The sequence below is a fragment of the Candidatus Methanocrinis alkalitolerans genome (assembly GCF_029167205.1).
Classification (GTDB): Archaea; Halobacteriota; Methanosarcinia; order Methanotrichales; family Methanotrichaceae; genus Methanocrinis; species Methanocrinis alkalitolerans.
This window is the reverse complement of record NZ_JARFPL010000024.1, coordinates 25,347-39,278: the sequence shown is the minus strand read 5'-3', so window position 1 is coordinate 39,278 and position 13,932 is coordinate 25,347. Positions and strand designations below refer to the sequence as shown.

The 13,932-nt window shown below is 60.2% G+C and carries 16 protein-coding genes; 3 read left to right on the top strand and 13 right to left on the bottom strand.

Annotated elements, in window-relative coordinates:
* Positions 1–246: 246 nt before the first annotated feature.
* From P0O24_RS08475 to P0O24_RS08435, 9 genes are all read right to left on the bottom strand, one after another.
* On the bottom strand, positions 247–1,215 hold the full coding sequence (locus tag P0O24_RS08475) for a methanogenesis marker 12 protein (RefSeq protein ID WP_316969315.1): 969 nt from the start codon (positions 1,213–1,215) through the stop codon (positions 247–249).
* 1 nt (position 1,216) lies between these two features.
* Positions 1,217–2,155, bottom strand: coding sequence for a 2-phospho-L-lactate transferase (gene cofD, locus P0O24_RS08470; protein ID WP_316969318.1), 939 nt, complete (start codon positions 2,153–2,155; stop codon positions 1,217–1,219).
* 30 nt (positions 2,156–2,185) lie between these two features.
* A complete protein-coding gene (locus P0O24_RS08465; protein ID WP_316969314.1) occupies positions 2,186–2,764 on the bottom strand; it encodes a ZPR1 zinc finger domain-containing protein in 579 nt (192 codons plus the stop codon).
* Positions 2,761–3,123: a cell division protein SepF gene (locus P0O24_RS08460; RefSeq protein ID WP_316969313.1), complete on the bottom strand. Its 363-nt coding sequence runs from the start codon at positions 3,121–3,123 to the stop codon at positions 2,761–2,763. Before P0O24_RS08460 ends, P0O24_RS08465 begins: the two co-directional genes overlap by 4 nt.
* A 70-nt stretch (positions 3,124–3,193) precedes the next feature.
* Positions 3,194–3,376, bottom strand: coding sequence for a hypothetical protein (locus P0O24_RS08455; protein ID WP_316969312.1), 183 nt, complete (start codon positions 3,374–3,376; stop codon positions 3,194–3,196).
* Between the two features lie 67 nt (positions 3,377–3,443).
* Entirely contained in the window at positions 3,444–4,415 is a 972-nt protein-coding gene (gene cofG / locus P0O24_RS08450) for a 7,8-didemethyl-8-hydroxy-5-deazariboflavin synthase subunit CofG (RefSeq protein WP_316969311.1), read from the bottom strand.
* Between the two features lie 71 nt (positions 4,416–4,486).
* On the bottom strand, positions 4,487–4,936 hold the full coding sequence (locus tag P0O24_RS08445; RefSeq protein WP_316969310.1) for a UPF0179 family protein: 450 nt from the start codon (positions 4,934–4,936) through the stop codon (positions 4,487–4,489).
* Between the two features lie 22 nt (positions 4,937–4,958).
* A complete protein-coding gene (locus tag P0O24_RS08440) occupies positions 4,959–5,990 on the bottom strand; it encodes an NAD(P)-dependent glycerol-1-phosphate dehydrogenase (RefSeq protein WP_394356753.1) in 1,032 nt (343 codons plus the stop codon).
* Positions 5,991–6,181: 191 nt separating this feature from the next.
* Positions 6,182–6,940 carry an ABC transporter ATP-binding protein gene (locus P0O24_RS08435; protein WP_316969308.1) on the bottom strand — a complete coding sequence of 253 codons (759 nt, stop codon included), beginning with the start codon at positions 6,938–6,940 and terminating at the stop codon, positions 6,182–6,184.
* Between the two features lie 234 nt (positions 6,941–7,174).
* Between P0O24_RS08435 and P0O24_RS08430 the strand changes: the two genes are divergently transcribed.
* Both P0O24_RS08430 and P0O24_RS08425 read left to right on the top strand, forming a co-directional pair.
* Positions 7,175–7,828: a peroxiredoxin gene (locus P0O24_RS08430; protein WP_316969307.1), complete on the top strand. Its 654-nt coding sequence runs from the start codon at positions 7,175–7,177 to the stop codon at positions 7,826–7,828.
* A 96-nt stretch (positions 7,829–7,924) separates the two neighbouring features.
* A complete protein-coding gene (locus P0O24_RS08425) occupies positions 7,925–8,473 on the top strand; it encodes a cytochrome b family protein (RefSeq protein WP_316969306.1) in 549 nt (182 codons plus the stop codon).
* Between the two features lie 60 nt (positions 8,474–8,533).
* On the opposite strand, the gene P0O24_RS08420 is transcribed toward P0O24_RS08425, so the two are convergent.
* The 3 genes from P0O24_RS08420 to P0O24_RS08410 all read right to left on the bottom strand — a co-directional run bounded on the left by P0O24_RS08420 (position 8,534) and on the right by P0O24_RS08410 (position 10,940).
* A complete protein-coding gene (locus P0O24_RS08420) occupies positions 8,534–9,013 on the bottom strand; it encodes a TspO/MBR family protein (protein WP_316969305.1) in 480 nt (159 codons plus the stop codon).
* Positions 9,014–9,100: 87 nt separating this feature from the next.
* Complete coding sequence (locus tag P0O24_RS08415; RefSeq protein ID WP_316969304.1) at positions 9,101–10,222, bottom strand: RNA-guided endonuclease InsQ/TnpB family protein; 1,122 nt, start codon at positions 10,220–10,222, stop codon at positions 9,101–9,103.
* A 70-nt stretch (positions 10,223–10,292) separates the two neighbouring features.
* Positions 10,293–10,940 (bottom strand): hypothetical protein, encoded by a 648-nt coding sequence (locus P0O24_RS08410; RefSeq protein WP_316969303.1) that lies wholly within the window; start codon positions 10,938–10,940, stop codon positions 10,293–10,295.
* A gap of 215 nt (positions 10,941–11,155) precedes the next feature.
* Between P0O24_RS08410 and P0O24_RS08405 the strand changes: the two genes are divergently transcribed.
* Positions 11,156–12,331: an MFS transporter gene (locus tag P0O24_RS08405; RefSeq protein WP_316969302.1), complete on the top strand. Its 1,176-nt coding sequence runs from the start codon at positions 11,156–11,158 to the stop codon at positions 12,329–12,331.
* An 18-nt stretch (positions 12,332–12,349) separates the two neighbouring features.
* Here P0O24_RS08405 and P0O24_RS08400 read toward each other — a convergent pair whose 3' ends face one another.
* A complete protein-coding gene (locus P0O24_RS08400; RefSeq protein WP_316969301.1) occupies positions 12,350–13,903 on the bottom strand; it encodes an ATP-binding protein in 1,554 nt (517 codons plus the stop codon).
* Positions 13,904–13,932 lie beyond the last annotated feature (29 nt).

Here is a 13,932-nt window from a genome sequence, read left to right as displayed (position 1 = left end):
TATGATTGGACGTCCACATCCATGCTACTTACCTTCGAGGTGCCTTGGATGCTATTATTAAAAAATGTTGTGGATATTTACAGAGAGAAATTCAGGACTTCTAAGTTCAAAACGCGGAATGTGGGTTCTATTTTTATCCTCTCAGTATTACGCTGAATGTTCTCAGCCCCTGGCATCCTTCAGTCTAAAAGTAGGCGCTTTATCACATAAACGCCAAGTTTTCGCAAGTTAAGCTACGTGGCTCAGCTACCCCCACACCCTCCCATCCACCCCGATCCCCAGCACCTCCCTCGCCCCATTATACACATCCTTCGCGATCAGCGCGCAGCCGAGGGCCGCATCGCAGCTCTCGAGCGCCAGAACCTCGCGCCCCAGAAGCTGCGAGACCCTCCCCGCGATCCGGGGGGCGGGGTCGCCTGCCAGGTAGAGCGCCGGTTTCGCTGCGCCATGGTCCCGGAGGAGGACGGCCATGGCGGATACCTCCATGGCGACGTAGAGAGCGAGGGATTCGAAGGCCGCCTCCTTCTCTTCATCGGTGCAGCCCTTGAGGGTGAGGCCGCGCTTCCGGAGGATCCCGCCCCGGGTGAAGGCCTCGTTGGCGGTCATCTCGTCGGCGTCAACCTTTCTGATGGCGGCGACGTCTAGCGGCCCGTGCAGGAGCCCTGGGGCGAAGATAGGGGCGTCGATGGCCCCGACGATCTTTCCAGCGGCGACGCCGATGGTGACGACGTTGGAGCTGGCGTCGGAGATGATGAAATCCTCCGGGCCGTCCTTTCTCACCTTGTAGGCGAGCCCCACCTTCTCGGGGCTCGCGCCGTGGGAGAATACCCGCATCCTGGGGTCGATATCGGAGCGGTCGTGAATCCCGGGCAGAAGGATCGCGGGCCATTTCGCCTCGCGGACGGCGTCGAAGACGTTCGTCCCGCCCCCGACGTGCAGGCCCGCGCCGTCCTGGCTGATCACCCCCCGATTCTCGGCGTCCTCGATCCGAACGATCTCACAGATCCCGTCGCCCATGGAGTAGCAGAGGGCGAGGAGGTCGACCTTCTCGGCGCCGCCGGCGCCGCCATCGCCGAGATCGAAGGCCTCTCTGATCCTGTCGGCGATCTCTGCGGGGGCGAGGCGGCCCGCCTCCTCCCTCGGGATGACGAAGCATTTGCCGTCGGTGTTGGCAAACCTGATCGCCCTAGTCCCGTGATCGACGCCGATAAACATCTTAGACCGCCTCCGCTTCCTTCTCCACCTTGCCATCAAGGATATCCACGATCTCCTTGGCCAGCCTCAGGCTCTCCGCCTCGTCTTTCATCACGGTGTTCAGCCTCACGGAGGGTCCCAGATAATCGCTTCCGGGGCTGACCACCATCAGGTCGACGCACCCCAGGATCTCGGCGACGCCACCGTCGGTGACGGGATAGCCCCGGGCCCGCATGAACTTGGCGGCGGGTCCGCTGACGGGCCGTCCGCCGACGAGGGGGCTGACGGCGACGACTGGGATCTTTACCTCACAACCTCCCAGGAGGTCCCGGACCCCCCGGAGGGCGAGGATCGGCCCGATGCTGGAGACGGGGTTACTCGGTCCTATCAGGACCGGCTCGCCTTTCTCTGCCGCTTTCTTCAGGGCGGCGATGAATTCGGGGGAGGGGCGGGCCTCTCCGATGCCGCGGTACCTCACCCCCGTCACCTCCGGTCGCCCCCCCCGGCCGACCCAGAACTCCTGCAGGTCCATCTCCCCCTCGGGGGTCGATATGACGGTGGATACGGGATCGTCGGTCATGGGGACGACCTTCTCCTCGACCTTCAGGGCCCGGCAGAGCCTCTGCGTCGCTTCGCTGAGGGAGAAACCTTCCCTGAGGAGGTCGGAGCGGAATATGTGAACGGCGCGGTCGAGGTCGCCGAGGGCGAGGATTTCTTGATGGCCCAAGCTTTTGAGGAAGTTGTGGGTATTAAAAGAGTCTTTTTCGATCCCCCACCATTTCCTGCGGTCGATCATCCCCACCAGGGTGTAGACGATGGTGTCCAGGTCCGGGGATACGAGGTTTCCGGAGATCCAGAGGTCGTCGGCGGTGTTGGCGACGACGGTCACCTCCGACGGTGGCAGCACCTTCTGCAGGCCCGCCAGGAGCTTCGGGGTACCGGTCCCGCCGCTGAGGACTATCAGTCTATCCGCCTCCCTGGGCCTCGCCGGTCATGCGGGGGAGTCGAGGATGATCATCCCGGTCTCGAGCCCCTCGCACTCTTCGGGGGTGAGCTTAGTCGAGGACGCCTTCTCGGAGACTATGGCGCTGTTACCCAGGGGGTCTTCCAGGATCACCGTCAGCGGCCCTTCCCCTTCCATCGCCCTCTCGATCTTCTCCAGGATGAACTCGCCCCGGCAGACGTTCTCCTCCGCCCCGGCGTCCCGGGCGGACCGGGTGGCGAAGAGGACGATATCTCGTACCCTCTGAAGGACCCCCTCGACGTTGGAGATGTACGCCTCCGAGGCGGGGCCGGGCTGCACGTCGATCCCCAGCTCCGGAATTCTGATCGTTCCGCTGGTGGACCTGATCACCCGGGCGTTCAGGTCCTCCGCCCCCTCGATGGTGATGGCGTACCTCACCGGCTCCCCCTGAGAAAGGAGGATGGTGTCACTGAGCTTGAAGCCGCAACCGCCGCAGACCCCGGCGATGATCATCGCCTCGCCGAAGTGGGGGATATCCTTCGTCTCCCAGTCGAAAGTGATCTCGGCGGAGCAGATGGGGCAGCTCGAGGTCGTCTTCGCCTTCAATCCTCCCCCCCCAGGACGTTCTCCCGATCGATCCTCATCCTCCTGGGGACGACTATCACCAGGTTGTCTCCGAGCCCCGCGATGTCGCCCCTGAGATCCTCTACGACGTCCTTCAGCTCGCCGATCGCCTCATCGAGGAGGCCCTTCTCCCTCCTCAGAGGGGAGATGTCCACCAGGACGACGTTCCCCCTCTCGATCTGCGCCTTTATATCGGGGAGAACGTCGAGGTCGTTCAGCTCCGCCATCCTCACCAGAATCTCCGAGGAGCTCCCCGCGGAGACCTCCTCGAACTGCCCCAGGTCTATGTTCACGTAATCCTCATCGCCAGACCTGCCCATCAACTTGTCCAAGATGCCCATATCTCGCCCTCGTCAAAGAGGTATGCTACTCCTCGAATTTGATATCTCTGTCTTGACATATCATATTTCGCTACTCGACGTTTATAAGCCGAAACCCGGCCCCGCCCATCAGAAAGATGAAGACCATAACCGCGAGAACGAACCCCGCCGGCCGGAGGGGCTCGGGCGCCGCCGTCTGCACCAGGATCATCAGGGCTATCATAAGAAAGACCAGTCCACAGCTGACGCCGATCTCAAGAGACTTCTTGCTCATACCCCCCCAGCTCTGCTCTGCTCTGAGATATCATTTGCGGACCTGATCATGCATATCAATCCGGCTATCAAGGTCGATCCCGCCGAAGGAGGCCGTCGGGCCCCGCGAGCCTCCTCACCAGATCTCTGGTCTTCTCGCCGTACCAGCCAAGGTCGATATAACGGGGGTAGACGGCGAGCCTCTCCAGGAGATCGAAGCCGGCGAGCTGGGTCTGTAGATCCTCGAGGGTGGGCCAACGCCTATCGGGGTTGATCCAGTCAGGGGTGACGGGGCTTATCCCTCCCAGATCGCAGGCCCCCGCCTCCACCAGCGGCAGGGGGTCGGCGAGGTTCGGCGGCGCCTGGACGGCGACCTCCGGCGGCAAGATCGATCTCGCCATCCTCACCGTCTCCGCCAGGACCTCAGCTGTCGACGGAGGGGTGCAAGCCATGGGGGTATCCGGCTTCGGGTCGAAGGGCTGGACGATCACCTCTTGAATGTGGCCGTAAACCTCGTGGATCTCTTTTATCGCCTGGATAGATCGGACCCGATCCTCCGCCGTCTCTCCGATCCCCACCAAAATCCCGGTGGTGAAGGGTATCGAGAGCTCTCCCGCCGCGGAGATCGCCTCCACCCTCAGCCGGGGACTCTTTCCCGGGGAGGACCGGTGGGCTTCCACCTCGGCCGTCGTCTCGAGCATCAGTCCCATGCTGCCGTTGTAGGGAGCGAGCCTCTTCATCTCCTCCTTCGATAGGAGGCCAGCGTTGGTATGAGGGAGCAGGCCCCTCTCCAGGGCCAGCTCCGAGAGCTCGATGAGGTAGTCGATGAGGCCGCCTGCGCCCGTCAGCCTCAAGAGGCGGAAGAAGCCTTCCGCCTCCATCGGCGCCTCCCCCAGGGAGAAGAGCGCCTCGGTACACCCCGCCTCCGCCCCTCGGTCCAGGAGGTCGGCCGCCTCCTGGCGGCGGATTATCCTCCCATCGTCCCGCCGAAAGGAGCAGTAGTCACACCTGTTCCTGCAGACGTCGGTGACGGGTATGAAGATGTTGCGCGAGTAGGTCAATCGCTTCCTCATGGTCGAAACCTAAAAAATGACGGACCGATGGTGAAAAATTAATCTGAGCCGTACGCCCTTCAGCGCCTCAGCTCCACCAGCTTCAGCTTGTTTCCCACCTCACAATCCTCGGGGGCTTCCCCAGCCACCTCGACGATGGTGCACCGGTCCCCCTCCTTCAGGCCGACGGGGTGGCAGAGCTCGTACATGGTGCAATCGTACACGTCGCATCTCGGGGGTTCCAGGACGGTCTTGGAGCCTGCGAAGGCCTTCCTGGCGTCGATGGCGGCGATGATGGGGCTTTCTATCACCTCCACCGCCCGGACCCCCGCCTCGTGGATGGGGCATTCGTGGACCAGCTCCCCACGGACGCCCAGGATCCGGTACCTCCTCCCCGACTCGAGGTTGGTGCAGGTGTTTCTGAGCTTGCAGGTCTCGCATTCCGGTGAGGGGGAGTTGAATACAAACTCCATCCCGATCGTCGCGAGCTTGGTTCCTATCAGGGTGATCTGTGTAGCTGCTTCGGACATGGTCTTAGCCTCAAGTTGATAATTATAATATTTTTGTCTTTCGAGCGGCCGCGGCGGCCGCCTCTCGTGTGAGGCCGGAGCCGAGGATGGTGTACCGCTCCGGTCGGATCTTGTGGGCAGATGTGAGCGCCTCGATCACCGTCTCCTCATGAAGTCCGATCTCGGAGGCGGATGTGGGCGCCCCCACCTCCCGGAGAGCTTCCCGGATCATCTCCCAGTCGCCTCCGTGGAGGTACATCATGACGATGGTGCCCAGGCCGCAGAGCTCGCCGTGGAGGGCTCTTCCGGGTTCGATCTGGTTTACGGCGTGGGCGAACTTATGCTCCGAGCCGCTGGCGGGGCGCGAGGAGCCGGCTATGGACATGGCGACGCCGCTGGATAGGAGGGCCTTGACGACGACCCTCGCCGACTCCTCCAGCCCCGGCTTCAAGGAGGGAGCGGACTCGACTATCATCCTCGCCGTCATCTCCGAGAGGGCAGAGGCGTACTCGCTGTACTCCTCGCCCCGGAGCCTGAAGGCGAGCTTCCAGTCTTTTATGGCGGTGATGTTGGAGATGATATCGCCGCATCCGGCGGCCAGAAGCCTCTTGGGGGCTTTAGAAATTATGGCGGTGTCGGCTATGATCCCCAGGGGGGCCTGGGCGGAGACGGATGTCGTCTCGCCGTCGATGGTGAGGGAGGCCTGAGCTGAGCAGATCCCGTCGTGGGATGCGGCGGTGGGGACGGAGACGAAGTGGACCCCCGCCCTATCCGAGGCGAGCTTGGCGACGTCTATCGATCTTCCGCCGCCCACACCTATGAGAAAGCCGGCCTCCATCTCCGCCGCCATCCTTTCGGCCCTCTCCACCTCTTCGATTTTTGAGATTTTTGTGATCATCAGGTCGGTCTCAAAGCCGCCTTCTTCCATCCGCTGGGAGATCTCTCCTCCCGCCAGCTCGCAGGTCTTGGGGCCGGTGACGATGAGAGCTCCGCCCTTCAGTTTGAGGTTGCAACAGACGTCGGCCACCTCCATCGCGACGCCGCTGCCGACGACCACCAGCCGCGGAAGCTCCATCCATTTGGATCTAGTCAACGGTCTCACCAGCTCTGACGAATTTCGTATCTCTACGAATATAAACGCTCCCTCGAATATAAACTGCCCATCGAATATAATGCCTCCTCCATGGGCAGGTCCTCCACCGTCCAGATGCTGCGGCCAGGATAGACGAATAGAGAGGTATGATGGACATGGAAGAAAAAATTTGGTCAGTCTTTTCTCAGGGACCGCAGGTCATGAAGGATCCTCTCCCTGAACCTGTTCACCTCGGCGCTGGTCCTGATCCGGGGCCTTGGAATCTCGATATCTATGATCTCGCTGATCCGGCCGGGGCGGGCGGACATGATAACCACCCTGTCCGCCAGGTATATCGCCTCGTCGACGCTGTGGGTGACGAAGACGACGGTCTTCTGCTGCTCCTGCCAGATCCGCAGGAGCTCCGACTGCATGACGTTCCTCGTCTGGGCGTCGAGGGCGCCGAAGGGCTCATCCATGAACAGAGCCCGAGGGTTGTTCACCAGGGCCCTCACGATGGCGACCCTCTGCTTCATGCCGCCGGAGAGCTCGTGGGGGTAGCTGTTCTCAAACCCCTCGAGGCCGACGGCATTGATGTACCTTCGGGCCTTCTCTCGCCTCTCATCCTTCGGGACGCCCCGCAGCTCCAGGCCGAAGGCGACGTTGTCTATGATCGTCCTCCAGGGGAAGAGGGAGTACTCCTGAAAGACCATACCCCTCTGGGGCCCAGGACCCTCGATGGGGGCGCCGTCCAGGAGGACCGCGCCGCTCGTCGCCTTCTCAAGGCCGGCCATGATTCGCAGAAGGGTCGTCTTGCCGCATCCGGAGGGTCCCAGGAGGCAGATGAACTCTTTCTCCCCCACCGAGAGGTTGACGTCGCGAAGCGCCTCGAAGCTCTTCCCCTTCACCGAGAAGCTCTTCGATAGGCCCTTTATCTCCAGGAGAGCGGTCATGGGATGGGAAGTAGGGCGGCGAAGTTATAGGCTTTTCTCTCCGGGTCTATTCGATTTAAATCTCTGGCCGCAGTTTTTGATGGGGAGGGCGCCCTTTTAGCAGCCGTCCCTTCGTCGGTTTATCGTTGATCGAGGCTCAAAGAAATTGACTTTCTGGTCCGGGTTAGGTGGTAATTTTTCGATCATAAAATTTAATAGGATATGAACCCTAGTAAATGGAGGAGGTAGATAGATATGGAACACGAAGGAAGGGTGGGGATCCCCCTCCTGGGGGAGAAGGTCCCGGATATGGAGGTTCAGACCACACACGGCAGGATGAAGATTCCGGGGGACTTTAAGGGTAAGTGGTTCGTCCTCTTCAGCCATCCCGGAGACTTCACCCCGGTATGCACCACCGAGTTCATAGCCTTCGAGAAGATGAGAGAAGACTTTGAGAAGCTCAACTGCCGCCTCATCGGCATCTCCGTCGACCAGGTTCACTCCCACATGAAGTGGACGGAGTGGATCCGGGAGAATATGAACGTCGAGATCGGTTTTCCCATCATCGCCGACACTGGCCCAGTCGCCGCAAAGCTCGGGATGGTCCATCCCGGGAAGGGGACGAACACCGTCAGAGCGGTCTTCGTGGTGGACCCAGAAGGGCTCATAAGGCTGATGCTCTACTACCCTCAGGAGATCGGAAGGAACATGGACGAGATAATGAGAGCCGTCAGAGCCCTCCAGATATCAGACGATAATAAGGTGGCAATGCCTGCCAACTGGCCGAATAACGACCTCCTGGGAGACGAGGTGATAATACCTCCGCCCTCCGACGAGAAGACCGCAAAAGAGAGGCTTTCGAAGTACCAGTGCTTCGACTGGTGGTTCTGCCACAAGAAGCTGGAGTGATCCTCCGGCGGATCTACATCATTTTTGTAACATTCATCTCTAAAGATATTTAGGCAACTCTTCATCCAGTTATAAAAGGCATTGGGTGCTATAGTTATGTCTCTAGATCCAAACCAGCGGACAGAAACCGGCCGCCTCCACAGGCCGCTTTACGCCATCTTCTCAGCCATCTGCCTATCCATCTTCTCCGTCGTCGGCACGGCTTTGGCAGCCGTCGGCGAAAACGATGGGGAGCTCTCCGCGGAGATCGTACGGCTCTGGCCCTATCACGCATCCCTCGTAATATTGGGCTTTCTCCTAATGGTATGGGGGATGACCTTCGCCAGGAGAAAGGGTCCTGGCTGGCTGAAGAAGCACAGAGCCCTGGGGATAACGGGATCTATAGTTGCATTAGGAGGAGCGATGGTGGCGGTCTACATGATATCTGCGGCCTCCTCGGTCCACTTCCGGGTCCCCCACGCCTATATCGGCGCCTTCGTCGTCCTCCTTTTGATCCTGACCCCGTCCCTGGGGCACTTCCAGTTGAAAGTCGCGAAAGAGAGGAGGGGCCGGGTCAGGGGGGTCCACAGGCTCCTGGGGAGGGCCGTCCTTCTCCTGATGGCGCTGAACATGCTCTTCGGGGTGATGATGGTCACCTCTGCCTGATGCGACGGGTGGGCCCGTCGCCAGGTCCCGCCACCGACGGAGGGGTTGAGGACGTCCCGTTTACGGATTGAGCCTCCAGATGGCGAAGTTCAGCACCATGGCGAAGCTCACCCAGAGGATGTAGGGGACGAGGAGGAGCCCCGCCGTCCTGGAGACCTCCTTGAACTTCTGGATGTTCAGGGCGATGAGAGCCCAGAGGAGGAGGATGACGGCGAGCCCCGCCAGGGGCGATCGCAGGCCGAAGAAGGCCGCCGACCAGGAGACGTTCGCGGCGAGCTGGATGGCGAATACCGCCATGGCGGCCTTCACCCTCGGATCTGCCAGCCCCTCCCTCCAGACGAGGTAGGCGGAGATTCCCATCATGGTGTAGAGGGCGGTCCATACCGGGCCGAAGACCCAGTCGGGGGGGGCGAAGGAAGGCCTCGCCAGGGTGGCGTACCAGGTGGATATCTCAGGGGCGGTGAAGATCGAGCCGATGAAGGCTGCCAGATAGCACGCCCCAAGAGAGGCGGTCAGCTTGATGAAGTCTATTCGTCTCATATCCTGATATCCTCGCTATCTATCTCTACTGCCGGTCCGTCGCCTCCGTGAGGATGGTGACGTTCTTTTTAGTGAATGCTCCCCTCCCTAAAGGGAGGGGCTTCTATCGCTTTTGCGAAGAGATTGCATCCCCAATCTCAGGATGTTGATCGCTGCATTCTCGTCACGGTCCATGACAAGCCCACACTGAGGACATTTATGGACCCGATCCGATAGTGACTTCGGAACCTTCACCCCACACCTAGAGCATAGCTGACTCGTATTCCTGGGATCTACCAGTACCACTTTCGAACCGGCACTCTCAGCCTTGTATGAAGTGGTTGTTACTAGCATTCTCCAAGCAGCGTCAGATATGCTTTTAGCTACGCAGTGGTTTTTGAGCATGTTCTTGATATTTAGATCTTCGAAAGCAATCAGACCATATTTCGAGACTAACTGATTGCTTATCTGATGAGCGAAATTGTATCTTCTGTTAGCGATCCTTTCGTGAACACGCTGTACTACCTTAACGGCTGCCCTTCTCTGTGAAGTTCCTTTGGCGCATTTTGATAGCCTTCTCTGAGCTTTAGCCAATGCCTTCTCATCAGATCTGAAGAACCGTGGATTACCGATCTTCTCTCCGTTGGAGATCGTAGCGAAACTTTCGAGCCCCATGTCTATGCCTACCGATAATCCGTCTTTCCACGGAGGCTTAGGCGGATCGTCGATCTCCACGGAGAAGCAGGCAAACCATTTTCCGGTCGAAGATCTCCGAACGGTTAACCTCTTGATCTCGCCTTCGATGGGTCTGTGGAGCTTGATCTTGATATCTCCGATCTTAGAAAGTCGAAGCTTGCCGGAGAGCTGCTTGAAACCAAATTGAGGATAGGTGAACGAATCATACCACCCACTTCCTCGGAACCTGGGATAGCCGGGTTTCTCTCCGGCCTTAACTCTGCGGAAGAAGCCTTTCAGGGCAAGATCTACTCTCTCCTGAGTGTTCTGAAGAACCTGGGAGAACACCTCATTAAGATCTGGCTTCTCGACCTTCCAATTGGGTAGAAGGTTGTTGGTTTCATATTTTGAGGTTGATCTGCCTTCCTTCTCCCACGCATCTTTCCGGTATGCTAGGGTTTGATTGTAGACCCATCTACACAAGTCCAGCGTTCGCTCCATCTTGCTTCTCTGTGATTTAGTGGGATAGAGCCTGAACTTGTAAGCCTTAAGCATCGAAATGTAGATTCTCTCCATGGCTTAATTAATTATCAGTAGACGGATCCGAGGGCAAAGGGCTCCGCTTTCATCCCCACCCTGAAGGGTGGGGCCTTCCCGCTCTGCCCTTCGCAATCCTGCGAGGTAAATCGGGCCCGGGGACGGTGGCGATCCGGGGGATCTCCTCCGCCCTCTCGGTCTGGGGCGAGATCTCCAGAACGACGGCGTAATCGCCCCGGATCATCCCGTCCTCCAACGTCATGGTCCCCCGGCCGTCCCAGAAGCGCCCCCGCCGCTGCGTCTCGATCGAGAGGCGTCCGACCTCCAGATCACCGGTGAAGGTCGTCTTGTAGACCCCGGCCTTAAGCTCGCTCACCTCCCCCCTGCCAGACATCTCGATCTCCCGAAGGATGTAAGCCCTCCCGGATAGGAGCATCCGGCCTCTATAGTCGGATTGGGCATCTGCCTTTGATCCTGCTCCTCCCGAGGGGTCGATCCGAATGAGGTCGTCGAAGAGCTTCTTGGCGTGAGACGGCCGCACAATCCGATCCCTCTCCACCATCAGGGTGATGGGCAGGGCGGCCGAGGAGTTAAAGGCAAGGCCGTTACCCGCCAGGACCAGCCCCGATTCCGCCAGAGCCGGGCCCACCGGAGCCTTTGGTGGATACTCCTGCTCTGCGGAAAAATCGGAGAGGAGGAATTCTGGGACCGCCAAAGATGGTGCAGAGGATACCATAAAAAGTAACGCCATAGCCGATAAGCCCCCCAGATATCCGCCGCCTTTCATCTCTCTTCGCGCTCCCTCAAAACGGCTTCGTCCCTTCGATGAGTTCTCTTCGGATATTTTTACCGTTCCATCCTATAAACAACCTTCGAGAATAGCTGGAGCAAAGGAGAGATGAGGTGGTGGACCGAAACCTTTGTTGCCGTCTTTTGGGATAAACCCAATCCTTGACCGATGCTCCCGAAGGGGAAGAACGGAAGAGGAACATATACCTCCTGGGCCTGGTGAGCCTCTTGAACGACGCCAGCAGCGAGATCATCCAGCCGATCCTCCCCCTCTTCCTCGCATCTTTGGGCGCCGGAGGGCTAGCTATCGGCCTCATCGGGGGCCTGGCCGAAGGCCTGCCGAGCCTCATCAAGATCTTATCCGGCTGGTGGTCGGACCGCCTCCGGAGGAGAAAGCCCCTGGTGGCGGCGGGGTACGCCATCTCGGCCGCGGGAAAGCTCCTCCTGGCCTTCTCCTCCAGCTGGCAGCAGGTCTTCGTCCTGAAGACTATGGAGCGGTCGGGGAAGGGTATCAGGTCGGCGCCCCGGGACGCCATCATCGCCGAGTCGGCTCTGAGGGAAGGGAGGGGGAGGGGCTTTGGCGTCCACCGGGCCCTAGACTCCCTGGGGGCGGTGGCGGGTTCGATCATCGCCTTCCTCCTCTGGCAGGAGGGGTTGGACTTCAAGAGCATCTTCCTTGGAGCCGGGCTCTTAGCCTTCGTCGCCCTCATCCCCCTCGTCCCCGTCAAGGAGATCCCCAGATATCCCGCTGGCTGCCTCAGTCCCGGGATTTCAGACCTCTCTCCCACCCTCGTCCCCTTCGTAGGCATAGCATCCCTCTTCGCCCTGGGAAACTTCAGCTACATGTTCTTCATCCTCCGGTCCGGGGAGTTCTTCACGAGTGATATGGCCGTCGCCGCCCCCCTCCTCCTCTACATCCTATTCAATCTGGTCTACACAACCTTCTCGATCCCCAGCGGGTCATGGTCGGACCGGGTCGGAAGAAAGAGGGTTCTCTCCATCGGCTATGCCCTCTTCGCCCTCGTATCCTTCGGATTCGCCCTGGTATCTTCGACGATGGTCCTCGTCCTCCTCTTCGCCCTTTATGGCCTCGTCTTCGCCATCGTCGACGGCGCTGAGAGGGCCTTCGTCTCGGATTTATGCCGGGCCGAGGCGAGGGGGACGGGGCTTGGGGTATACTACGGTGCAGTAGGAACCGCTGCTATAGCCTCAGGGCTTCTGGCAGGAGCTTTATGGCAGTATCTCAGCCCCGAAGCGACCTTCTTGTTCGGGGCGGCGGCGGCTCTTTCGGCCTCGATACTCCTCATGAGGATGAAAAACCCGGCTCTCATATCCTGAATGGTATCAAAAAATGGATCATTTCCCCAGGATCTTCCGCAGAAAGCTCCCGCCACCGTCTTTCTTATCTGCCTTCGCCTCTGGTGCCCCTCTTTTGCCCGGCACCCCCGCCTGAGAGGCGGCCGCCTTCCCTCCCCCCCCGGTCCCCGCTGGGACTCTTGCCTTCTCGCCGACGATCGGCGTGCTCACCCCGCCGTGCCTGCTCTTCCTCGGCCTGATCTTGACGCTGACGGGGTGCTCGATCTCGCTGCTGACCACCATCGCCGTCCCCGGTGGGAGCCTCTTGATCTCCTCCTCCAGCTCAGAGCTCATACCCTCGATCCCCTTGCTGAGGGCCCGCAGGTCGTTGGGGTTTGTCACCCGGAGGATGATCTGGGTGTTGCACTGGGATATGACGTTTTTATCGACCCTCGCCGGCCTCTGGCTTATGACGAGGAGGCCCAGACCGAACTTCCGCCCTTCGGCGGCTATCGTCCTGATGACGGCGGTGCTGGCGGCTTTGCCGCTCCCCCTCTCGGGGATGTAGTTGTGGGCCTCCTCCACGACGACCATCCCGGGGTTGACCTTCCCCCTCTTCCTCGCCTCGAAGAGGTCCGAGAGGAGCTTTGCGACGATCATCCCCTGGAGGTCCGGGGGGACGCCGGTCATCTCGATGATGGAGGCCTTCCCCCTCTGGAGGAGGTCGCCGAGCTCCGTCCCCTTCCCCGAGAATATCCCCAGATCCTCCAGGGCTTCCAGGTGGCCGATGAGCCCCCACTTAGCCTTGCTGGTGTCCTTCTCCGCCTGGGCGATGACGTCCTCGAGCTCGTAGTCGCCTCCATCGGAGCTGAGGATCTTTATCGCCTCGTAGAGGACCCCCCTCTGACTGTTGTTGACGTCCTCGGGGAGCATCGCCGATAGCTCCCTGGCGGTCATGTTCTTGCCGTTGAACCGGAACCGCCGGTCGGCGCCGGGGGCGACGGCCTGGCTTGCGGGAGAGTAGACGGTGACGTCGTAGCCCCTCGGCTTGACCTCGAACCTGGCGAACTCTCCCTTGGTGTTCTTCTGCTTCATGGAGGCGTACTCGCCGTGGGGGTCGATTATCAGGAGGGCGACATCCTTCTCCAGGAGCTCTTCGAGGACGACGGCCGCAGTATAGGACTTTCCGCTCCCGGTCTTGGCGAGGATGCTGCAGTGCTTCTGGACGAAGGTGTCGGCTTCGAGCTTCACCTTCAGGTCGTGCCCCTCCAGCATCCCTATGTAGAGGTTTCCCTTCGACAGCCCCAGGGCCATCTCGATGAGGTGGTCGTCGGCCTTCAGGACCGGGTCGCCGGGGCGGGGCGGGTTTATCGGCATCTCCAGCCGTCCGCCGGAGGCGACGGCGATCACCCGGGCGGATCCGAGGACCCGCTCACTCCCCACGGGGTTATCGTGGTCGATGGAGTTGAGGCCGTAGGCGACGTTGGACCTGGTGACCTCCAGCACCTGGGCGAAGATCCAGTCTCTTGAGCCGTCTCTCACCTTGACGTAGCTCCCCCTGGAGGCCTCCCCGGCCATCAAGAACTTGAACTCGAGGGTGCTCGTCTCCCCCACAATAATTCCGATCTCGTCTCCCAGGCTAC